General features: G+C 71.5%; 20 protein-coding genes. 12 read left to right on the top strand and 8 right to left on the bottom strand.

Going from position 1 to position 19,570, the window contains the following annotated elements; genetic code table 11:
* Positions 1-41 precede the first annotated feature (41 nt).
* The 5 genes from atpA (at position 42) to WAB15_RS27945 (ending at position 5,107) form a co-directional block, all read left to right on the top strand.
* Positions 42-1,634, top strand: a complete 1,593-nt coding sequence (gene atpA, locus WAB15_RS27925; protein WP_399149573.1) for a F0F1 ATP synthase subunit alpha — start codon at positions 42-44, stop codon at positions 1,632-1,634.
* 20 nt (positions 1,635-1,654) lie between these two features.
* Positions 1,655-2,575: a F0F1 ATP synthase subunit gamma gene (locus WAB15_RS27930; RefSeq protein ID WP_399149574.1), complete on the top strand. Its 921-nt coding sequence runs from the start codon at positions 1,655-1,657 to the stop codon at positions 2,573-2,575.
* A gap of 5 nt (positions 2,576-2,580) precedes the next feature.
* Positions 2,581-4,023 carry a F0F1 ATP synthase subunit beta gene (gene atpD, locus WAB15_RS27935; protein ID WP_399149575.1) on the top strand — a complete coding sequence of 481 codons (1,443 nt, stop codon included), beginning with the start codon at positions 2,581-2,583 and terminating at the stop codon, positions 4,021-4,023.
* 107 nt (positions 4,024-4,130) lie between these two features.
* On the top strand, positions 4,131-4,514 hold the full coding sequence (locus WAB15_RS27940; protein WP_018087383.1) for a F0F1 ATP synthase subunit epsilon: 384 nt from the start codon (positions 4,131-4,133) through the stop codon (positions 4,512-4,514).
* A 149-nt stretch (positions 4,515-4,663) separates the two neighbouring features.
* Complete coding sequence (locus WAB15_RS27945) at positions 4,664-5,107, top strand: DUF2550 domain-containing protein (protein ID WP_399149576.1); 444 nt, start codon at positions 4,664-4,666, stop codon at positions 5,105-5,107.
* Between the two features lie 184 nt (positions 5,108-5,291).
* Here the strand turns inward: WAB15_RS27945 and WAB15_RS27950 are convergent, their stop codons facing one another.
* Entirely contained in the window at positions 5,292-5,981 is a 690-nt protein-coding gene (locus WAB15_RS27950; RefSeq protein WP_399149577.1) for a response regulator, read from the bottom strand.
* Complete coding sequence (locus WAB15_RS27955; protein WP_407287919.1) at positions 5,978-7,213, bottom strand: sensor histidine kinase; 1,236 nt, start codon at positions 7,211-7,213, stop codon at positions 5,978-5,980. The genes WAB15_RS27950 and WAB15_RS27955 overlap by 4 nt, the downstream gene beginning before the upstream one ends.
* Positions 7,214-7,385: 172 nt before the next feature.
* On the opposite strand from WAB15_RS27955, the gene WAB15_RS27960 reads away from it, so the two are divergent.
* The gene (locus WAB15_RS27960; protein WP_399149579.1) at positions 7,386-7,973 is read left to right on the top strand and encodes a hypothetical protein; all 588 of its coding nucleotides are present in this window, start codon (positions 7,386-7,388) and stop codon (positions 7,971-7,973) included.
* Positions 7,974-8,029: 56 nt separating this feature from the next.
* On the opposite strand, the gene WAB15_RS27965 is transcribed toward WAB15_RS27960, so the two are convergent.
* Genes WAB15_RS27965 through WAB15_RS27975 form a run of 3 tightly spaced genes read right to left on the bottom strand, consistent with a single transcriptional unit; the run spans position 8,030 to position 10,162 of the window.
* The gene (locus WAB15_RS27965) at positions 8,030-8,602 is read right to left on the bottom strand and encodes a cob(I)yrinic acid a,c-diamide adenosyltransferase (protein ID WP_399149580.1); all 573 of its coding nucleotides are present in this window, start codon (positions 8,600-8,602) and stop codon (positions 8,030-8,032) included.
* Between the two features lie 10 nt (positions 8,603-8,612).
* A complete protein-coding gene (locus tag WAB15_RS27970) occupies positions 8,613-9,368 on the bottom strand; it encodes an ABC transporter permease (protein ID WP_407287920.1) in 756 nt (251 codons plus the stop codon).
* A gap of 8 nt (positions 9,369-9,376) precedes the next feature.
* Complete coding sequence (locus WAB15_RS27975) at positions 9,377-10,162, bottom strand: ABC transporter ATP-binding protein (protein WP_407287921.1); 786 nt, start codon at positions 10,160-10,162, stop codon at positions 9,377-9,379.
* 80 nt (positions 10,163-10,242) lie between these two features.
* Between WAB15_RS27975 and WAB15_RS27980 the strand changes: the two genes are divergently transcribed.
* The 4 genes from WAB15_RS27980 to WAB15_RS27995 all read left to right on the top strand — a co-directional run bounded on the left by WAB15_RS27980 (position 10,243) and on the right by WAB15_RS27995 (position 15,284).
* Entirely contained in the window at positions 10,243-10,884 is a 642-nt protein-coding gene (locus tag WAB15_RS27980) for a TetR/AcrR family transcriptional regulator (RefSeq protein ID WP_399149583.1), read from the top strand.
* A 197-nt stretch (positions 10,885-11,081) separates the two neighbouring features.
* Complete coding sequence (locus WAB15_RS27985; RefSeq protein WP_407287922.1) at positions 11,082-11,930, top strand: 3-hydroxyacyl-CoA dehydrogenase family protein; 849 nt, start codon at positions 11,082-11,084, stop codon at positions 11,928-11,930.
* Positions 11,931-12,076: 146 nt separating this feature from the next.
* On the top strand, positions 12,077-12,400 hold the full coding sequence (locus tag WAB15_RS27990) for an STAS domain-containing protein (protein WP_393908649.1): 324 nt from the start codon (positions 12,077-12,079) through the stop codon (positions 12,398-12,400).
* Between the two features lie 307 nt (positions 12,401-12,707).
* Entirely contained in the window at positions 12,708-15,284 is a 2,577-nt protein-coding gene (locus WAB15_RS27995) for an ATP-binding protein (protein WP_407287923.1), read from the top strand.
* A gap of 80 nt (positions 15,285-15,364) precedes the next feature.
* On the opposite strand, the gene nucS is transcribed toward WAB15_RS27995, so the two are convergent.
* Complete coding sequence (nucS, locus tag WAB15_RS28000; RefSeq protein ID WP_384432143.1) at positions 15,365-16,027, bottom strand: endonuclease NucS; 663 nt, start codon at positions 16,025-16,027, stop codon at positions 15,365-15,367.
* A 249-nt stretch (positions 16,028-16,276) separates the two neighbouring features.
* On the opposite strand from nucS, the gene WAB15_RS28005 reads away from it, so the two are divergent.
* The gene (locus WAB15_RS28005) at positions 16,277-16,669 is read left to right on the top strand and encodes an SCO5389 family protein (protein ID WP_399149586.1); all 393 of its coding nucleotides are present in this window, start codon (positions 16,277-16,279) and stop codon (positions 16,667-16,669) included.
* Positions 16,670-16,809: 140 nt separating this feature from the next.
* Here the strand turns inward: WAB15_RS28005 and WAB15_RS28010 are convergent, their stop codons facing one another.
* Positions 16,810-17,859: an LLM class flavin-dependent oxidoreductase gene (locus WAB15_RS28010; RefSeq protein WP_407287924.1), complete on the bottom strand. Its 1,050-nt coding sequence runs from the start codon at positions 17,857-17,859 to the stop codon at positions 16,810-16,812.
* A 188-nt stretch (positions 17,860-18,047) separates the two neighbouring features.
* Here WAB15_RS28010 and WAB15_RS28015 point away from each other — a divergent pair, with 188 nt between their 5' ends.
* Entirely contained in the window at positions 18,048-18,365 is a 318-nt protein-coding gene (locus tag WAB15_RS28015; protein WP_399149588.1) for an ATP/GTP-binding protein, read from the top strand.
* A 22-nt stretch (positions 18,366-18,387) separates the two neighbouring features.
* Here WAB15_RS28015 and WAB15_RS28020 read toward each other — a convergent pair whose 3' ends face one another.
* Positions 18,388-19,290 carry an ABC transporter permease subunit gene (locus WAB15_RS28020; protein ID WP_407289312.1) on the bottom strand — a complete coding sequence of 301 codons (903 nt, stop codon included), beginning with the start codon at positions 19,288-19,290 and terminating at the stop codon, positions 18,388-18,390.
* Positions 19,291-19,570: the final 280 nt, after the last annotated feature.

Consider the following 19,570-nt stretch of genomic DNA (forward strand, 5'->3'; position numbering starts at 1 on the left):
GCAAGTAACTTCGGGCCCAACAAGGAGAGCAGGGAACCCAGATGGCGGAGCTCACGATCCGGCCGGAGGAGATCCGGGACGCGCTGGAGAACTTCGTCCAGGCGTACAAGCCGGACGCGGCCTCGCGCGAGGAGGTCGGCACGGTAAGCGAGGCCGGAGACGGCATCGCGAAGGTCGAGGGCCTTCCCTCGGCGATGGCGAACGAGCTGCTGAAGTTCGAGGACGGCACGCTCGGTCTTGCGCTGAACCTGGAAGAGCGCGAGATCGGTGCGGTTGTCCTCGGCGAGTTCAGCGGTATCGAGGAGGGCCAGCCGGTGCAGCGCACCGGTGAGGTGCTCTCGGTCGCCGTGGGCGAGGGCTACCTCGGCCGCGTCGTCGACCCGCTGGGCAACCCGATCGACGGCCTCGGCGAGATCGAGTCCGAGGACCGCCGCGCCCTGGAGCTGCAGGCTCCGGGCGTCATGGTCCGTAAGTCGGTCCACGAGCCCATGGAGACCGGCTACAAGGCCGTCGACTCGATGGTGCCGATCGGCCGCGGCCAGCGTCAGCTGATCATTGGTGACCGCCAGACCGGCAAGACCGCCCTGGCCGTCGACACGATCATCAACCAGCGCGACAACTGGCGCTCGGGCGACCCGAAGAAGCAGGTCCGCTGCATCTACGTCGCCATCGGCCAGAAGGGCTCCACCATCGCGTCCGTGCGCGGTGCGCTGGAGGAGGCCGGCGCCCTGGAGTACACCACCATCGTCGCCGCCCCGGCGTCCGACCCGGCGGGCTTCAAGTACCTGGCGCCCTACACCGGCTCGGCCATCGGCCAGCACTGGATGTACCAGGGCAAGCACGTCCTGATCATCTTCGACGACCTCTCGAAGCAGGCCGACGCCTACCGCGCCGTGTCCCTGCTGCTGCGCCGTCCGCCGGGCCGTGAGGCCTACCCGGGCGACGTCTTCTACCTGCACTCGCGTCTGCTGGAGCGCTGCGCCAAGCTCTCCGACGAGATGGGCGCCGGCTCGATGACCGGCCTCCCGATCGTCGAGACCAAGGCGAACGACGTGTCGGCGTTCATCCCGACCAACGTCATCTCCATCACCGACGGCCAGTGCTTCCTGGAGTCGGACCTCTTCAACGCCAACCAGCGTCCGGCGCTGAACGTCGGTATCTCCGTCTCCCGTGTCGGTGGTTCCGCCCAGCACAAGGCCATGCGCCAGGTCTCCGGCCGGCTCCGCGTGGACCTCGCCCAGTACCGCGAGCTGGAGGCGTTCGCCGCCTTCGGTTCCGACCTGGACGCGGCCTCCAAGGCGCAGCTGGAGCGCGGTAAGCGCATGACCGAGCTGCTCAAGCAGCCTCAGTACTCCCCGTACGCGACCGAGGACCAGGTCGTCTCCATCTGGGCCGGCACCAACGGCAAGATGGACGACGTGCCGGTCGAGGACATCCGCCGCTTCGAGCGGGAGCTCCTGGACCACCTCCACCGGGAGAAGAAGGACCTGCTGACCAGCATCCGCGAGGGCGCCAAGATGTCCGACGACACCATCGGTGCGATCGCCGAGGCCGTCGAGGGCTTCAAGCAGCAGTTCGAGACCTCGGACGGCAAGCTGCTCGGCGAGGACGCCCAGGCCGGCACGAGCAAGTGACGACGGAAGGGACCTGATCCATGGGAGCCAAGCTCCGGGTCTACAAGCGTCGCATCCGCTCCGTCACCGCGACCAAGAAGATCACCAAGGCGATGGAGATGATCGCCGCCTCGCGCGTCGTCAAGGCGCAGCGCCAGGTGGCGGCGTCGACGCCGTACGCGAGTGAACTGACCCGCGCGGTGACGGCGGTTGCCACGGGCTCGAACACCCAGCACCCGCTGACGACCGAGGCGGAGAAGCCGTCGCGGGCCGCGCTGCTGCTCATCACGAGCGACCGCGGTCTGGCCGGCGGCTACTCCTCCAACGTCATCAAGGCCGCGGAGCAGCTCACCGAGCGGCTCAAGGCCGAGGGCAAGGAGGTCGACGCGTACATCGTCGGGCGCAAGGGGGTGTCGTACTACAGCTTCCGCGAGCGCAAGGTCGTGGAGTCGTGGACCGGCTTCACCGACAGCCCGTCGTACGCGGACGCCAAGGCGATCGCCGCGCCGCTGATCGAGGCCGTCCAGAAGGACACCGCCGAGGGCGGCGTGGACGAACTCCACATCGTCTTCACCGAGTTCGTCTCGATGATGACGCAGACGGCGCTCGACGACCGGCTGCTGCCGCTGTCCCTCGACAAGGCGGCCGCGGAGTCGGCGGAGTCGTCCAAGGGCGAGATCCTTCCGCTCTTCGACTTCGAGCCGTCGGCCGAGGACGTCCTCGACGCCCTGCTTCCGCGGTACGTCGAGTCGCGGATCTACAACGCGCTTCTGCAGGCCGCCGCCTCCAAGCACGCCGCCACGCGTCGTGCGATGAAGTCGGCGACCGACAACGCGGAAGAGCTCATCAAGTCGCTCTCGCGGCTTGCCAACGCGGCCCGACAGGCCGAAATCACCCAGGAAATCAGCGAGATCGTCGGTGGCGCCAGTGCTCTGGCCGACGCGACCGCGGGGAGTGACTGACCACTATGACCACCACTGTTGAAACGGCCACGGCAACGGGCCGCGTCGCCCGGGTCATCGGCCCGGTCGTCGACGTGGAGTTCCCCGTCGACGCGATGCCGGAGATCTACAACGCGCTGACCGTCGAGGTCGCCGACCCGGCCCAGGCCGGAGCGCTCAAGGTCCTGACCCTCGAGGTCGCCCAGCACCTGGGCGAGGGCCTGGTCCGTGCCATCTCCATGCAGCCCACCGACGGTCTGGTCCGCCAGGCCGCGGTGACCAACACCGGCGCCGGGATCACCGTCCCGGTCGGCGACATCACCAAGGGCAAGGTGTTCAACACCCTCGGTGAGATCCTGAACAAGCCGGAGGCCGCGTCCGAGGTCACCGAGCGCTGGGCGATCCACCGCAAGGCCCCGACCTTCGACCAGCTCGAGTCCAAGACCGAGATGTTCGAGACGGGCGTCAAGGTCATCGACCTGCTGACCCCGTACGTCAAGGGCGGCAAGATCGGTCTGTTCGGTGGTGCCGGTGTCGGCAAGACCGTTCTGATCCAGGAAATGATCTACCGCGTGGCGAACAACCACGACGGTGTGTCGGTGTTCGCCGGTGTCGGCGAGCGCACCCGTGAGGGCAACGACCTCATCGAGGAAATGACGGACTCCGGCGTCATCGACAAGACCGCACTGGTCTTCGGTCAGATGGACGAGCCGCCGGGCACCCGTCTGCGCGTCGCCCTGGCCGGTCTGACCATGGCGGAGTACTTCCGCGATGTGCAGAAGCAGGACGTGCTCTTCTTCATCGACAACATCTTCCGCTACACCCAGGCGGGTTCCGAGGTCTCCACGCTGCTCGGCCGTATGCCGTCCGCGGTGGGTTACCAGCCGAACCTGGCGGACGAGATGGGTCTGCTGCAGGAGCGCATCACCTCGACCCGCGGTCACTCGATCACCTCGATGCAGGCGATCTATGTCCCCGCGGACGACCTGACCGACCCGGCGCCGGCCACCACCTTCGCCCACCTGGACGCGACCACCGTTCTGTCGCGCCCGATCTCGGAGAAGGGCATCTACCCGGCGGTGGACCCGCTGGACTCGACGTCCCGGATCCTGGACCCCCGCTACATCTCGCAGGACCACTACAACTGCGCCTCGCGCGTCAAGACGATCCTGCAGAAGTACAAGGACCTCCAGGACATCATCGCGATTCTGGGTATCGACGAGCTGGGCGAGGAGGACAAGCTCACCGTCCACCGCGCCCGTCGTATCGAGCGGTTCCTGTCGCAGAACACCCACGTGGCGAAGCAGTTCACCGGTGTCGACGGCTCGGACGTCTCGCTCGACGAGTCGATCACCGCGTTCAACGCGATCGCGGACGGTGACTACGACCACTTCCCCGAGCAGGCGTTCTTCATGTGCGGTGGCATCGAGGACCTCAAGGCCAATGCCAAGGAGCTGGGCGTCTCCTGACCCCGGAGCGGTATCGGGGGCGGCCCTGGCCGCCCCCGGTCCGTACGACCACTAGTATTTGACCCAACATCTGCCGAACCAGGCAGGTGGAGACCCGAGGAGCCATCGTGGCTGAGCTGCACGTCGAGTTGGTCGCCGCGGACCGTCAGGTCTGGTCCGGCGAGGCCAGCCTGGTCGTCGCGCGCACCTCGTCGGGCGACATCGGCGTCATGCCCGGACATCAGCCGCTGCTCGGCGTGCTGCAGTCGGGCCCGGTGACGATTCGTACGACCGGCGAGAGCGGGGACGGCACCGTCGTCGCCGCCGTGCACGGCGGCTTCATCTCGTTCGCCGACAACAAGCTGTCTCTGCTCGCGGAGATCGCCGAGCTGTCGGACGAGATCGATGTCCAGCGCGCGGAGCGGGCCCTGGAGCGAGCGAAGTCGGACGCTGACGCGGCCGCCGAGCGTCGCGCCGATGTCCGGCTGCGTGCGGTGACGGGCGTTCACTGAGCCCCGCCACCGACGAGATCGATCCTCAGCCGCGGGCTGCCCGGGAATGCTCCGGAGCGGCTCGCGGCTGAGGCAATGCAGGTGCGTTTCCCTCCCCCACGCTTCGACGGCGCGGGGGCACCCCCAACGAGGCGAGGAGGTCGGTCGAGATGGTCCTCGCTCTGCTTGTGAGCGGCGCGGTCGTGGTGCTGGTGCTGGTGGGGCTGTTCGTCTTCGGACTGAGGCGGCGGCTCATCCAGCGGTCCGGAGGCACCTTCGACTGCAGCCTGCGCTGGGACGTGCCGGAGGACGAGCCCAGCGGCAAGGGCTGGATCTACGGTGTGGCGCGCTACAACGGTGACCGGATCGAGTGGTTCCGTGTGTTCTCGTACGCGCCCCGGCCCCGCCGCCTCCTGGAGCGCTCCGCCATCGAGGTCCTGCAGCGCCGTACCCCCCAGGGGGAAGAGGAGCTGGCGCTGCTCTCCGACTCCATCGTGCTGGCCTGCGGGCACCGCGGCACCCGCCTGGAGCTGGCGATGAGCGAGGACGCGCTCACCGGCTTCCTGGCGTGGCTGGAGGCGGCGCCGCCCGGCCAGCGGGTGAACGTGGCCTGACGGGCGGCCGGTACCTGAGGGGCGACGGCCTGTAGGGGAGGGGCGAACAGATCCCGTAGGGGATACGAGGGCCCCCTGCGGGGCCCAACGCGGGGGGTGGGGGACGGTGTTCCCCGAGCTCGCGAGGAGTCCGGCGCGGCATCCCGCTACGGCCCCCGGCCACAGCCCCCGACGCGGCATCCGACTACGGCCCGTCGACCCCTAACTCCTGTGCCAGTACGGCGGCTTGTACCCGGCTGCGCAGATCGAGCTTGGCCAGCAGCCGGCTGACATGGGTCTTCACGGTGGCCTCCGCCATCGCCAGCCGCAGGGCGATATCGGCGTTCGACAGCCCCCGCCCCAGGCACCCCAGCACCTCCCGCTCGCGCGGCGTCAGCGCGTCGAGCACCGCCGGATCCGGCGCCGCACCGTCCCGGGCCGGCCGGGACGCCGTGCGGGGGCTGGCGAACTCCGCGATCAGGCGCCGGGTCACCGCCGGCGCGATCAACCCCTCGCCGGACGCCACCGTGCGCACCGCGGTCAGCAGCGCGGCCGCGTCGCTGTCCTTGAGCAGAAAGCCGGCGGCCCCCGCCCGCAGCGCCCCGAAGACGTATTCGTCCAGGTCGAAGGTGGTCAGCACCAGCACGTCCGACAGCTGCTCGGCGACCACCTGGCGGGTGGCGGAGACCCCGTCGAGGCGGGGCATCTGGATGTCCATGAGGACGAGGGTGGGGCGCAGCTCGCGGGCGAGCCGTACCGCCTCCTCGCCGTCCTCCGCCTCCCCGACGACCTCGATGTCGGGGGCGGAGCGCAGGATGAGGACCAGCCCGGCCCGTACGGCGGACTGGTCCTCGGCGACGAGAACCCGGATCGGCTGCGCGTCGGCGCCTGTCATCGTTGCTCTTCCTCCTCGGCGGCGGGCAGCGCTGCCCGCACCAGCCAGACTCTGCCGGCCGGCCCGCTCTCCGGGCCGGCCTCGAATGCCCCGCCCAGCAGGGCGATCCGCTCCCGCATCCCGACCAGGCCGGTGCCGGAGCCCGGCGCGCGGGGACCGGGCCGGTCGGCGAACGGGCTGCGGACGGTGACGGTGAGCGCCCCACCGCGCTCGTGGGCGATGCGTACCCGCACCTCACCGGGCGCGGCGTGCTTGAGCGCGTTGGTCAGGGACTCCTGGACGATGCGGTACGCGGCCAGCTCGGCCGGCGCCGTCGGCCGCGGCCCGCCCGGTAGGCCGTCCGGACCGCGGGCGTCGTCCAGCACGAAGGTCAGCCCGCTGCTCGCGCCGTTCGCGCGGGCCTGGGCGAGCAGCGCGTCCAGGCCGTCGAGGGTGGGGGTCGCGGCGGGCTCCTCCGCCTGCCCGGTCGCCTCGGGGTCCCGCAACAGGCCGATCAGGCGGCGCATTTCGGCCAGACCCTGCACGCTGTTCTCACGGATCACCCCGAGCGCCTCGCGGGTCGACGACGGGTCGTCGATGGACTGCGCGGCGGTGGCGTGGATCGCGATGGCCGACAGGTGGTTGGCGACCATGTCGTGCAGCTCCCGGGCCATTTTCGCGCGCTCGCCCGCCACCGCCTGGGTCCGGTCCATCTCGGCCAGCAGCGCCATCTGCTCGGCGCGCAGGCGGGCGGACTGGGCGGCGTCGCGGTGGTCGCGGGTGATGACGCCGGTCCAGGCCGGGGCGATGGTGATCAGCGCGGCGGCGATGACGGCCATCACGACCTGCGGGCTGTGCCACAGGGCGGTCAGGGCGATCGCCGCCAGCACCGTCACCAGGACCGAGTGCAGCGGAATCCGGCGGGCCGCGGCCGGCGGGCCGTAGAGCACCGCCGCGTAGACCACGTCCGTGAACATCAGGACGGTGGCGACCAGCGTGCCGGCGCAGATGTCCAGTGCCAGCGCCGGCACCGCGACGGCCAGCGCGGTCATCGGGGCGGTACGGCGCATCAGCTCGGCCGCCGACATCGCGGTGAGCGCGACCAGGGTGAGCGCGGGCGGCAGCCCCAGGCGCGGGGGGCCGCCGTGCAGATCCATCGCCCACAGCAGCAGCCCGCCGAGCAGCCCGCCGCCCGCGATGAGCACATCGAGGCGGTGCGGCCGTCCGACGGCGGCGGGGGAGCTGGCGGTCACCCCTCCATCAAACACGGCGCCGGGGCCCGCTGCCTCCACGTCCGGGTCATCCCCGCACATCGCGCGCTACATCGAAAGATGCAGTCGCGGATCGTCGTGTGCGACGACGTTCCGGGCGGCGGGCGCTGGGAGGCTTGAGGTGTTCGACGGAGGGGCGGGAAGGGAGACAGCCGTGGTCGTCACGCTGATCATCGCGTGTGAGGTCGGCTTCTGGGTGCTGCTGGCGGCCGGGTTGGCGCTGCGCTATCTGGCGAAGATGCCGCGCACCGGGGCGGCGGTGCTGCTGATGGAGCCGGTGCTGGAGCTGGTGCTGCTGATCGTCACCGCGATCGACCTGAAGAACGGCGCGTCCGCCGACTGGAAGCACGGCCTGGCCGCCCTCTACATCGGCTACACCGTCGCCTACGGCCACTACACGATCAAGTGGGTCGACGGGCACTTCCTGCACCGCTTCGCGGGCGGCCCGCCGCCGGTCAAGCCGCCGCAGTACGGCCTGGCCCGCGCCCGGCACGAGGGGATGCTCTGGCTGCGTACGGTGCTGTGGGTGGCCGTCGCGGTCGCACTGCTGCAGATCGCCATCTGGTATGTCGGCGACGACGGCGACATCGCCTCGCTGCGCGACTGGCAGGGCACCTCGATGCGGATCCTGATCATCCACGGGGTGATCGCGGTCTCCTACCTCGTCTGGCAGAAGAAGGACCCCCGCCCGGCCGCCGCCGCGCAGGAAGCGGACCGGCCGGAGCACAAGACGCTGCGCTGAGGGGTGCCCGGACGGTCACCGCCGGGCACCCCCCGCACTCCTTCGCGCCGGCGCCGTCAGCGCTCGCCGCCCGGTACCCACAGCACGTCCCCGACCTCCTTGTTGGCCGTACGGGCCAGGATGAACAGCAGGTCGGAGAGGCGGTTGAGGTAGGTGGCGGTCAGCGGGTTCATGATGTCGCCGTGCTCGTCCATGGCCGCCCAGGTGGAGCGCTCGGCGCGGCGGACGACCGTGCAGGCCTGGTGCAGCAGGGCCGCGCCGGCCGTACCGCCGGGGAGGATGAAGCTGCGCAGCTTCTCCAGGTCCGCCAGGAAGCGGTCGCACTCGGCCTCCAGTCGGTCGATGTACCTCTGCTCGACGCGCAGCGGCGGGAACTCGGGGTGTTCCACCACCGGGGTCGACAGATCGGCCCCGACGTCGAAGAGGTCGTTCTGCACCTGCAGCAGCACGGTGACGACCTCCTCCGGCAGCGAACCGAGCGCCAGGGCCACGCCGATCGCCGCATTGGCCTCGTTGGCGTCCGCGTAGGCCGCGATCCGCGAATCGGTCTTGGCGGTACGGCTCATATCGCCGAGGGCGGTGGTGCCCTTGTCGCCGGTGCGGGTGTAGATGCGCGTCAGATTCACCATGTGGGCGAGCCTACGCCGCGGCCCTGCGGAAGGCCCGGGTGCACAGGGTCACGGACAGCGCGGCGAAGCCGAGCGCCACCAGGACGCCGTAGACCAGGGCCGAGGAGGCGTACGCGCCGACGAACCCGGCCCGTACCGCGTCCACGAGATAGCGGAACGGCATGAAGTGCGAGAGCACATCGAGCCACTTGGGCCCCAGCGACATCGGCAGCATCAGCCCGGACAGCAGCATCGACGGCATCGTGAGGGCGTTGACGACCGGCCCGAACGCCTGCGGGGTGGCCACCTTCAGCGCCAGCGCGTACGACAGCGAGGCGAGCGCCACAGTCAGCACGGCGACGAAGCCGAAGCCGATGAGGATGCCGGGCAGCGGTGCCCGCAGCCCCATGGCGAGCGCGGCCAGGACCAGCAGGGCGGCCTGGAGGACGAACAGCGCGGCATCCCGCAGCACCCGCCCCAGCAGCAGCGCCAGCCGGCTCACCGGCGTCACCCGCATCCGCTCCACCACCCCGTACTGCTTCTCGACGATCAGGCCGAAGCCGCAGAACGAGGCGCCGAACAGGGCGAGTTGGAGCAGCAGGCCGGGCACCAGCACCTGCCAGGAGCTGCCGGAGGAGGTCAGCGGCAGATCGGTCAGCAGCGGGCCGAAGAAGAGCAGGTACAGCAGCGGCATCAGCACGCCGAAGAGCATCTGGAGCTTGGAGCGCAGGGTCTGGCGGGCGTAGCGCCCGAAGATCAGCGCGATGTCGGACAGCAGGGACGGCATGGGTGCTCCTAGGCGGCGATCGGGGCGGTGTCCTGGGCGGGGGTGCGGCCGCGCCCGGTGATGGCGAGGAAGGCGTCCTGCAGGGACGCGTCGGAGGAGCCGGCGTGGGTGCGCTTGAGGGCGTCCGGTGTGCCCTCGGCGACCACCACGCCCTTGTCGACGATCACCAGCCGGTCGGCGAGCGCGTCGGCCTCGTCGAGGTAGTGGGTGGTCAGGAAGACGGTGGTGCCGTGCTCGGCGCGGATGCGGCGGACCAGATCCCACAGGTCGGCGCGGCTGCCCGGGTCGAGTCCGGTGGTCGGCTCGTCCAGGAACAGCACCTGGGGGCGGTGGGTGAGACCCATCGCGATGTCCAGCCGGCGCCGCTGGCCGCCCGACAGTGCGGAGGTCTTGCGGTCGAGCAGCTCGTCGAGGCCCAGTTCCGCGGCCAACTCCTCGGTCCGGGCCAGGGCCTCGGCCCTGCCGAGGCGGTAGAGGCGGGCCTGGGTGAACAGCTCCTCGCGGACCGAGACGTTCGGGTCGACGCCGCCGGACTGGGCGACGTACCCCGACGCCCGGCGCACCCCCGCCGGGTCGCCGGCCAGGTCGCAGCCGGCGACGGTGGCGCTGCCGCCGGTGGGTGCCAGCAGGGTCGTGAGCATCCGCAGGGTGGTGGTCTTGCCGGCGCCGTTGGGGCCGAGGAAGCCCAGGATCTCGCCGCGCTCGACGGTGAGGTCGATGCCCCGGACGGCTTCGACGGTGCCCTGTTTGGTGGTGAAGGTCCGGGCGAGCCCGGACGTGCTGATGACTGCCATGGCCACAGAAAAACAGAGAGACTTAAAAATTGCAACGTCACCAAAATTTCAGAGGGTCCATCGATGAGTAGGATCAGGCCATGGCAGAGGGACTCAGGGAGCGCAAGAAGCGGCAGACCCGCCAGTACATCTCGGACGTGGCGACCGGTCTGTTCATGGAGCGCGGCTTCGACGCGGTGACCATCGCGGAGATCGCCGAGGCCGCCGAGGTCTCCGTCAACACCGTCTACAACTACTTCCCGGCCAAGGAGGACCTCTTCCTCGACCGGGGCAAGGGCCTGGTCGACCGGCTGTCGCGCTTCGTGCGGGCGCGTGCCGCGGGGGAGTCGGCCGCCGCCGCGGTGCTGCGGGAGCTGCGCGAGGAGGTGGTGAGCGTCTCGCCCAAGGTCGGGCTGATCGAGGGGTATGACCGCTTCATGAAGGTCGTCCACGGTTCGGCGACCCTCCAGGCCCGCCTGTGGCATCTCCAGCGGGAGCAGTACGAGGACCTGGAGGTCACGCTCCGGCAGGAGACCGGCGCCCCGGACGGCGACCCGATGCCCGGCCTGATGGCCGGCCAGATCGGCTGGGTGCACCAGACCTTGATGACCGCCATCGTCCAGGAGATGCTCGCCGGCCGTAAGCCCGCCGAGGTCTCCCGCGAGGCCCTCGCCCTGCTCGACGAGATCGAGGAGCTGCTGAGCGAGCGGGTCCTCAACTACGCCGTACGGGCGGACGGCTGACCGGGACCGGCTCCCGCCGGTGTGATGTCCGCAATAGAAAATGGCCGAAGCGGCCCGAAGGGCCTCGTTGCGGGGCGGTGGTCGGGTGACGGGTGGGCGTGACGCGCATCTCTAACCCACCAAAGGATCGCCAACGACCGCTAACGTCACCCAAAGACCGACAGGCTTTCAAATGCACAGGGTGTGAGGGGACAGCAGTGGCAAAGAAGCTCGCCGTCATCGGCGCCGGACTGATGGGTTCCGGTATCGCGCAGGTGTCCGCCCAGGCCGGCTGGGACGTCGTCCTGCGCGATGTGACGGACGAGGCGCTGGCCCGCGGCAAGGGCGGCATCGAGGCCTCGTACGAGAAGTTCGTCGCCAAGGGGAAGCTGGCGGCGGCCGACGCCGAGCAGGCGCTGGCCCGCATCACCACGACGACCGACCTGGAGGCCGCCGCCGACGCCGACATCGTCGTCGAGGCCGTCTTCGAGCGGATCGACGTCAAGCGGGAGATCTTCCAGACGCTGGACAAGCTGGTCAAGGACGAGGCCGTGCTGGCCTCCAACACCTCCGCGATCCCGATCACCAAGATCGCGGCGGCCACCTCCCGCCCCGAGCGGGTCGTGGGCACGCACTTCTTCTCGCCGGTGCCGATGATGCAGCTGTGCGAGCTGGTCCGCGGCTACAAGACCAGTGACGAAACCCTCGCCACGGCCCGGGCGTTCGCCGAGTCGGTCGGCAAGACCTGCGTCGTCGTCAACCGCGACGTGGCCGGCTTCGTGACCACCCGGCTGATCGCCGCACTGGTCGTCGAGGCCACCAAGCTCTACGAATCCGGCGTGGCCAGCGCCGAGGACATCGACACCGCCTGCAAGTTGGGCTTCGGTCACGCGATGGGGCCGCTGGCCACCGCCGACCTGACGGGCATCGACATCCTGATGCACGCCACCGACAACATCTACACCGAGTCCCAGGACGAGAAGTTCGCGCCGCCGGAGCTCATGCGGCGGATGGTCGATGCGGGCGATATCGGCCGTAAGAGTGGGCAGGGCTTCTACGAGCACTGATGCCGCGTCAGGTCGATGGACCTGACGGGGTCACCCCATGGGGTGAAAATCGGTATCGGTTCGCTTACAGGCGGCAACTTGGCCGTATGAGAGGCAGTCAGATCTGTAGACGTCCATGCACGAACCCATGACATAGGGGAGCGCATATGCACATCAGGGGCGACCACGCCGAGCTGGTCGTCGGGGGCCGCCTCGACGTCCGCAGCGCGGCGGACGCCCGTACGGCCCTGCACGCCGCCGTCGACTCCGGTCGGGGCGACCTGGTGCTGGACCTGACCGAGCTGGATTCCTGGGACGCCACCGGCCTCGGCGTGATCATGGGCGCGCACCGTCGGGCCGGCCGGGTCAACCGCAGGCTGGTACTGCGCGGAGTGCCCCCTCAGATGCAGCGCCTGCTGGTCGCCACCCGGCTCCACCGCATCCTCGCCATCGAGGGCGGCATCGAAGCGGAATCGCTACCCCGGGTGTGAGGGGCGGGCCGCGGCCGCCCCTCAGGCCGCGCCCGGGGCCGGGCGTCCCCGGGAGAGCGAGATCGCACAAAGCGCTGTGAAGCGTGAACCATCGAACGGCAGAAATGTCGTATACCACGTGATACCGACTAATCCAGGAAGTTCCGGTCAGGAGCCGCCCCCGGCGGTGCAACGTTCCGCTCTCCAGGTCTAAGGTTCGGTTCCCGCCCGTGTGTCATCACCCGCGGCGGGCACCGGACCGGACGCGACACCGAGAACGACCTGTCGGAGCCGGCGGAGTGGAACGAAGCATCTGGGAGCTTGCAGCATGGACCCGAACACCCACCGGGGCCCCGAGGAGTACGGCGAGCAGGACACCCCTGCCGAGCCGCCGGCCCCCGCGTTCGGCGGCGCGCAGGGCGGCTCCGGCGGGCTCTCCCGCGTCGTCCGGCTCGTCTCGGGCCCCTACCTCGTCACCGTCAACCCCGTCGACGGCAGTGAGATAGAACCCTGCCCGCCGGGGGAGCGGCCCGCGGCACCCGGCAAGCTCGACGAGGAGGAGCGCGCCGCGGCCGACCGCGCTGCCGCGCCCCCGCCGCCCCCGGGCCCGCCCGGAGTCGCCGGGCACGACGCCCCACTCGAAGAGCGCACCGAGGACGTCGAGCGCCTGGTCCGGCTGCTCTCCCGCGGCCGCTCCGTCCGCGTCACCGGCCCCTCCGGATCGGGCCGCACCCGGCTGCTGGACGCCGCAGCCACCGCCTGCGCCAGCCTCGCGCCCGACGGCGTGGTCCGGCTCTCCGGTTACCACCGCAACGCCACCGACGTGCTCTACGCGCTGTTCGCCGCCGTGCACCGCGCGCCCGCGCACCGCCCGGACCGGCCCGAGATGCTGCGGATGGTCGCCGAGATCGGCGCGATCGTCGTCCTGGACGACCTGGAGTTCGGCGGTGCCGCACTCGACGAGCTGCTCGACGCCACCCCCGAGTGCGCCTTCCTGATCGCCGCCACCCCCGACGTCGCGGCCCCCAGCGCCGGCTCGCACCTCGAAGAGGTCTTCCTCGGCGGTATCGGCCGCGCCGGCTGCGTACGCCTGCTGGAGCGCGCGCTGGACCGCTCGCTCAGCGAGGACGAGACGGCCTGGGCCGCCGACCTCTGGTTCGAGTCCGAGGGGCTGCCGCTGCGGTTCGTGCAGGCCGCCGCACTGCTGCGGCGGCGCGACCGGCTGCAGAGCCGCCCCGGCGCCCTCGACGACGGCTACGGGCTGTTCCCCGAGGAGGACCGCGGGTCGGACGAGGACGCCGGGTCCGGGGAGCGCCCCGAGGTGCCGCTGCCGTCGCTCGGTGAGGCCGCCGCCCCCGCCCCGCTGCTCGCCTCCCGGCTGAGCGCCGCCGCCCAGGAGACGCTGCGCTTCGCCATCGCGCTCGGCGGCGAGCTGCCGCACCCGGCGCATCTGCCGGCCCTCACCCAGGACACCCACGCCGACGCCTCTCTCGGCGAGCTGCTGGCCTGCGGACTGATCAGCCCCGTGGGCGGCCACTACCGGCTCGCCGCGACCGTCTCGGACCAGCTGTCCGCGGCCGGCTACGCCGAGGGCTCCGCCGCCCGGGCCCACACCGTCGCCCAGCACTACGCCTGGTGGGCCGGGCACCCCTCGGTCACCCCCGAACGGGCCGCCGCCGAGGCCGATGTGGCGCTCGCCGCGATGGGCGTGCTGACCGGGAGCCGGGAGAGCGGCCACGCCAGCGCCGCCGTGCTGCTGGCCCGTACGGCCGCCCCCGCGTTCGCCGCGGCGCTGCACTGGAGCGCCTGGGAGCGCGCCCTGCGGCACGGCCAGGAGGCCGCGCGGCTGGCCGGCGAGGTCGCCGAAGAGGCCTACTTCCACCACGAACTGGGCGTGCTGGCGCTGTGCAGCGGCAGCGTCGACCGGGCGCGCGCCGAGCTGGAGGCGGCCATCGGGCTGCGCGGGGTGCTCTCCGACCGCAACGGCGCGGTGGCCGGGCGGCGGGCGCTGGCGCTGGTCACCGACCGTGCGCGGGCCGCCTCGGCGGCGACCGCGGTCGTCCCGCAGGTCACCGCGGCCGCCGCCGGCGACCCGCGGTCGGCCGCGTCCAAGGAAGCGGCCACCGGACCGTCCGACGCCGTCTCGACCGCCAAGCTGCGCCGGCCCGCAGTGGGGGCGGCCGCGTCCCCGCTCGCCGCCCGGAGCGCCGCGCAGACCGCCGCCACCGAGGTCGTCCCGGCCGCCACCGTCAGCGGCGGTGGCAGCGGCAGTGGCACGAGCGCCGGCAAGGGCGCCAAGCTGTTCGGCGGGGCCCGCCGCAACCTCGTGGCCGCGGGCGCCGGTGCGCTGCTGGTGGCCGTCCTCGGCACCCTCGTCACCCTCGGCGCGACCTCCGGCGGCGACGGCGCCCCCGACGACAAGGTCAGCACCGAGCAGACCACGGACGACAGCACCCCGGACCTGCCGGCGGAGGAACCCGCGACCGGCTCCGACCGGCCCTCCGCCAGGCCGGGCACCTCCCGGCCCGGCGGCGCCTCCGGCTCCGGCAGCCCGTCCCCCTCGTCCAGCGGCCCGGCCACCAGCGGCTCGCCGACCGATCCCGGCACCGAGACGGCGGGCCCCACCACCGGCCCGACCGAGCCGACCGCACGGCCCACCCGGCCCACCGGCCGGCCGACCCCGCCCACCGATCCGCCGACCGGCGAGCCGACCGACCCGACGCCGACCGAGCCCACCGGCGAGCCGACGGAGCCCACCCCGACCGACCCGTCGTCGGAGCCTCCGTCGCAGAGCTCCGCCGCGTCCTCGATCGGCAGCCCGACGGCGAGCGGCTCGTCCGCCGGGAGCAGCTCGCCCGGCGGCGCGGACGGCTCCGCCGGCACGGAGAGCGCGCCGGCCGCCTGACGGCCCGTACGGACAGCGCAACGGCCCGGTACGCGTGTACCGGGCCGTTGCGCTGTGTCCGTGCCGCGGGAGCGGCGGGGTCAGAACAGCCGGAGCTTGTCGTCCTCGATGCCGCGCAGCGCGTCGTAGTCCAGTACGACGCAGCCGATTCCGCGGTCGGTGGCCAGCACACGGGCCTGCGGCTTGATCTCCTGAGCTGCGAAGACGCCCTTCACGGGCGCCAAGTGCGGGTCGCGGTTGAGGAGTTCGAGATAGCGGGTGAGCTGCTCGACGCCGTCGATCTCACCGCGCCGCTTGATCTCGACCGCCACGGTCTGGTTATCAGCGTCCCGGCACAAGATATCCACCGGGCCAATGGCAGTGGGGTATTCACGCCGAATCAGAGAGTAGCCCTCGCCGAGGGTCTCGATGCGGTCCGCGAGGAGCTCCTGGAGGTGCGCCTCCACGCCGTCCTTGATGAGCCCCGGGTCGACGCCCAGCTCGTGGGAGGAGTCGTGCATGACCTCCTCAAGGGTGATGATGAGCTTCTCGCCACCCTTGTTCTCCACCGTCCACACGCTGCCGTCGCCCTCCTTGAGAGTGCAGGGCGGGGACATCCAGTTAAGGGGTTTGTAGGCGCGGTCGTCCGCGTGAATGGAGACCGAGCCGTCCGCCTTCACCAGGATGAGGCGAGGGGCGGAGGGGAGATGGGCGGTGAGCCGGCCCGCGTAGTCCACGGAGCAGCGGGCGATGACGAGACGCATGGGGCGTCACGCTACTCGACCGGAGGCCCGCTACGCGATTCGCCCTGGACCACGGTGCCTTTACGGGGGAAATCCCCGCACCCCCGGCGTTCGCCATTGGCCGGTTGTATGTGCAATCTCCTGGTGCGGGCCTCTTGCGCGGCATACCGTTGAAGCGGGGGGTTGTGAGGCGAACACGCTCCGTCGCGGAACCCCTAGTCCCGTCCCTAGGCCCCGTCCGTCCCGGCGGGGCCGCGAGAGGAGAACCTCATGTCGCTCGACGTCTCACCGGCCCTCCTCGAACAGGCCGAGCGAGGCGAGGTCGACGAAGCCGCATTTGTCGACTGCGTCCGGAAATCCCTGCCTTACGCATGGGGGATGATCAGCTCTCTGGTGGCCCAGCTGAAGGTGGACGGCGGAGAGTTCGCCGACAACCAGACGCCCCCGCCGGACGAGCAGGCGCGCGGCCAACTGCTGCGTGCACTGGCGAGTGACGCCATCCGTGGTTCGCTCGAGCGCCACTTCGGTGTGCGGCTCGCCTTCCAGAACTGCCACCGGGTCGCGGTCTTCCCGCTCGACTCGGCGGTGGACGACCGCCTGGGCCGATTCACCTCGATCCGGGGCCAGCTGCTGAACCAGTCGCCTGAACTCCGCGACTGCTGATCGGAGTTGCTGCCGCTGCGTACGAGGAGCTGGGCGCGCTCCGAAACGCTGTGCCAGCGGCAGCACCACCGCGAGGCCGGACGATGACACCTTCACGGCACGGCGCCGTCGCGCCACCGACCGCGCCGCATCGGGCGGGCTCACCCCAGCTGCGGCATGACCTCCGTGCCCAACCGGCGGACGTTCTCCTCCGTCGCCGCGAGATCACCGGAGCCCTCGACCAGCAGCGCGAAGCGGGTGATGCCCGTACGCTCCGAGGACGCCGCCAGGCGGTCCGCGCACAGGCGGGGCGGGCCCACGGGATGCAGCCGGCACAGCAACTCCGTATAGGCCAGCGGATCGCGCATCGCGCGATAGCGGCCGTCGACCGTCACATGCGCGCCCAGTCCCTGCCGCAGCCAGCCGGGCATCGCCTTCGTCAGGGCCTCGGTCGCCCCCGCGCGGCCGTCCCCGACCTGCACCACGCCCGCCGAGACATGCCCGGCCGCGGCGATCTCGTCGCCGTCCCGGCCGGCCTCCCGCGCGACGGTCCGCCACAGCGCGACCATCTCCGCCTTCTCCTCGTCGCCGCAGTGCATGCCCAGCAGCATCGGCAGCCCGCGCTCGGCGGCCATCCGCACCGACGAGGGGGAGGTGCAGGCCACCACCACCGGCGGTCCCGGGGGTACCGCGCACGGATCGTCCGGATCGCCCAGCGCCTGATCCGGCCGCGGCACCACCGCCACCTCCCGGAAGGCGTAGCGCTCGCCCTGCGCGTCGACCCTGGGCTCGCGCAGCCAGCGCATCAGCAGATCGAGCGATTCGGGGAAGCCGTGCTCGTACGCCGCGAGCCCGGCGCCGAAGACCTCCAGATCGACCCAGGGGCCGCCGCGGCCGACACCGAGCGTGAAACGGCCGTCGGAGGTGAGGTGCAGCAGCGCGGCCTGCTCGCCGAGCGCCACGGGATGCTGGGTGGGCAGCACGCTCACCGCCGTCCCGACGCCGATCCTGCGGGTGCGGCCCAGCAGCAGCGCGGCCAGGGTCACCGCACTCGGGCAGACGCCGTACGGCACGAAGTGGTGTTCGGCCAGCCAGACGTCATCGAGCCCGGTCTCCTCGGCGACCTCCGCGGAACGCACCGCGCGGTGCAGTGCCTCCCCCTGTCCCTGACCGGGGAATTGAGCGGCCAGGATGAAAGCCCCAACGCGCATCGCTCTCTGCCTCCTCGCAGCCGACGCGACTCCCCCCTTACAGGCAACAACGGCTGACACGTGCCAAGGGCACGGCCTGGCGCGGAATTTCCCGATGATCGCAGAATCCCGCCGCGCGGCGCCTACCCCCGAAGCCGCCGCGTACGCTGGTGACAGCCCGTGACCCCGTACGCATCCCGAGGTGTTCTGTGTCCCCGCGTCGAAACCGCCAGCACGGCGGTGCGAAGCCCATCGACCGCACGGGCGGTGACCGCTACGGCCTGGAGCAGACCGAGGAGTGGCGCGGCGAGGACTGGGTCGTGCGGCAGGTCGGGGGCGGCGGCGCGGCCAAGCACTACCGCTGCCCCGGCTGCGACCAGGAGATCCCGCCCGGGGTCCCGCATGTCGTCGCCTGGCCGCGGCACGGCGACGTCGACGACCGCCGGCACTGGCACAAGGCGTGCTGGAACGCACGGGACCGCCGGAGCGCGCGGCTCCAGCGGTCCCGGAACGCGCCCCGATACTGAGTACCGAGCGCGTGGTGCGGCGTCAGACGTCGCGCTGGGCGAGGGCGGCGTAGGCGCCGCCCAGTACCACCGCGGTCACCCCGGCGAGGATCCACAGGGGAGTCCAGCCGGACGGGCCGGTGCTCAGGAACGGGATGTCGTAGAGCGTGGCCAGGGCGCTCGGCACCGAGTACTCGATCAGTGCCCGCTGGATCTCCTTGACGCTCTCACCCTGCAGGAACAGTGCCAGCAGCATCGGCAGCAGCACCATTCCCATCATGGTGCTGATGGCGCCGGCGGAGTGCCGCAGCAGCGTGCCGACGGCCAGCGCCAGCAGACCGAGCAGCGCCACGTACAGCCCGGCGCCGACGGTGGCGCGCAGCCACTGGTCGGCGGTCGGCGCGGGGCCGTTGAGCATCGCGGAGTCCAACAGCGCCACCAGGGAGGTGGCGACCGTCGTGATCACCAGCGCCAGCGTGAAGAAGACCAGTGCCTTCGCGGTCAGCACCCGCATGCGGCTGGGGCAGGCGGTCAGCGTCGTACGGATCATGCCGGTGCTGTACTCCGAGGAGATCGACAGCACACCGAGGGTGATCACGCACAGGCTGCCGAGCAGCACGCCGACGAAGCCGACGCCGAGCAGCGGGTCCATCTCGCGGTCGGAGCCCGCCGCGATGCTCCCCAGCAGACCGATGCCGACGATCAGCAGCAGCATCACGCCCAGCGTCCAGATCGTCGAGCGCACCGAGCGGATCTTCGTCCACTCGGAGGCGAGCGCATGGCCGAGGTGGGTCGGGCGTACCGGGATCGGCGAGGTGTATCCGCCGACGCCCGCGCCGGCGTAACCGGGCTGGGTCCGGGGCTGGTGCGGGGCCGGCGGCTGCGCTGCCGGGGCGGGGCCCTGGGCCGGGGGCTGGGCGGCGGCCGGGGGCTGGGCCTGGAGCATCATCGTGCCCGCGTCCTTGCCCGGACCGTGTGCGGCGAGCGGCCGGGGCTCGGGCATCGGCTGGGCCTGCAGCATCATCGTGCCGGCCTGCCCGGCCGGGGCGGGCTGACCGGGCGCGGGCTGCTCGGGCATCGGCTGCGCCTGGAGCATCATCGTGCCCGCTTCCTTGGCGGGGGCGGGCTGGCCGGGCGCCGGCTGGTCCTGGAGCATCATCGTGCCGGCCTCTTTGGCGGGCGCGGGCTGCTGGTCGGCCGGCTGCTCCGGCGGGCCCTGCGGCTGG

It is taken from the genome of Streptomyces sirii (genome assembly GCF_045690365.1).
Classification (GTDB): domain Bacteria; phylum Actinomycetota; class Actinomycetes; order Streptomycetales; family Streptomycetaceae; genus Streptomyces; species Streptomyces sirii.

Coding starts and splice junctions, on each gene's coding strand:
- atpA (WP_399149573.1), top strand. CDS start 42: ATGGCGGAGCTCACGATCCGGCCGGAGGAGATCCGGGACGCGCTGGAG.
- WAB15_RS27930 (WP_399149574.1), top strand. CDS start 1,655: ATGGGAGCCAAGCTCCGGGTCTACAAGCGTCGCATCCGCTCCGTCACC.
- atpD (WP_399149575.1), top strand. CDS start 2,581: ATGACCACCACTGTTGAAACGGCCACGGCAACGGGCCGCGTCGCCCGG.
- WAB15_RS27945 (WP_399149576.1), top strand. CDS start 4,664: ATGGTCCTCGCTCTGCTTGTGAGCGGCGCGGTCGTGGTGCTGGTGCTG.
- WAB15_RS27950 (WP_399149577.1), bottom strand. CDS start 5,981: ATGACAGGCGCCGACGCGCAGCCGATCCGGGTTCTCGTCGCCGAGGAC.
- WAB15_RS27965 (WP_399149580.1), bottom strand. CDS start 8,602: ATGGTGAATCTGACGCGCATCTACACCCGCACCGGCGACAAGGGCACC.
- WAB15_RS27970 (WP_407287920.1), bottom strand. CDS start 9,368: ATGCCGTCCCTGCTGTCCGACATCGCGCTGATCTTCGGGCGCTACGCC.
- WAB15_RS27975 (WP_407287921.1), bottom strand. CDS start 10,162: ATGGCAGTCATCAGCACGTCCGGGCTCGCCCGGACCTTCACCACCAAA.
- WAB15_RS27980 (WP_399149583.1), top strand. CDS start 10,243: ATGGCAGAGGGACTCAGGGAGCGCAAGAAGCGGCAGACCCGCCAGTAC.
- WAB15_RS27990 (WP_393908649.1), top strand. CDS start 12,077: ATGCACATCAGGGGCGACCACGCCGAGCTGGTCGTCGGGGGCCGCCTC.
- WAB15_RS27995 (WP_407287923.1), top strand. CDS start 12,708: ATGGACCCGAACACCCACCGGGGCCCCGAGGAGTACGGCGAGCAGGAC.
- nucS (WP_384432143.1), bottom strand. CDS start 16,027: ATGCGTCTCGTCATCGCCCGCTGCTCCGTGGACTACGCGGGCCGGCTC.
- WAB15_RS28005 (WP_399149586.1), top strand. CDS start 16,277: ATGTCGCTCGACGTCTCACCGGCCCTCCTCGAACAGGCCGAGCGAGGC.
- WAB15_RS28010 (WP_407287924.1), bottom strand. CDS start 17,859: ATGCGCGTTGGGGCTTTCATCCTGGCCGCTCAATTCCCCGGTCAGGGA.
- WAB15_RS28020 (WP_407289312.1), bottom strand. CDS start 19,290: ATGCTCCAGGCCCAGCCCCCGGCCGCCGCCCAGCCCCCGGCCCAGGGC.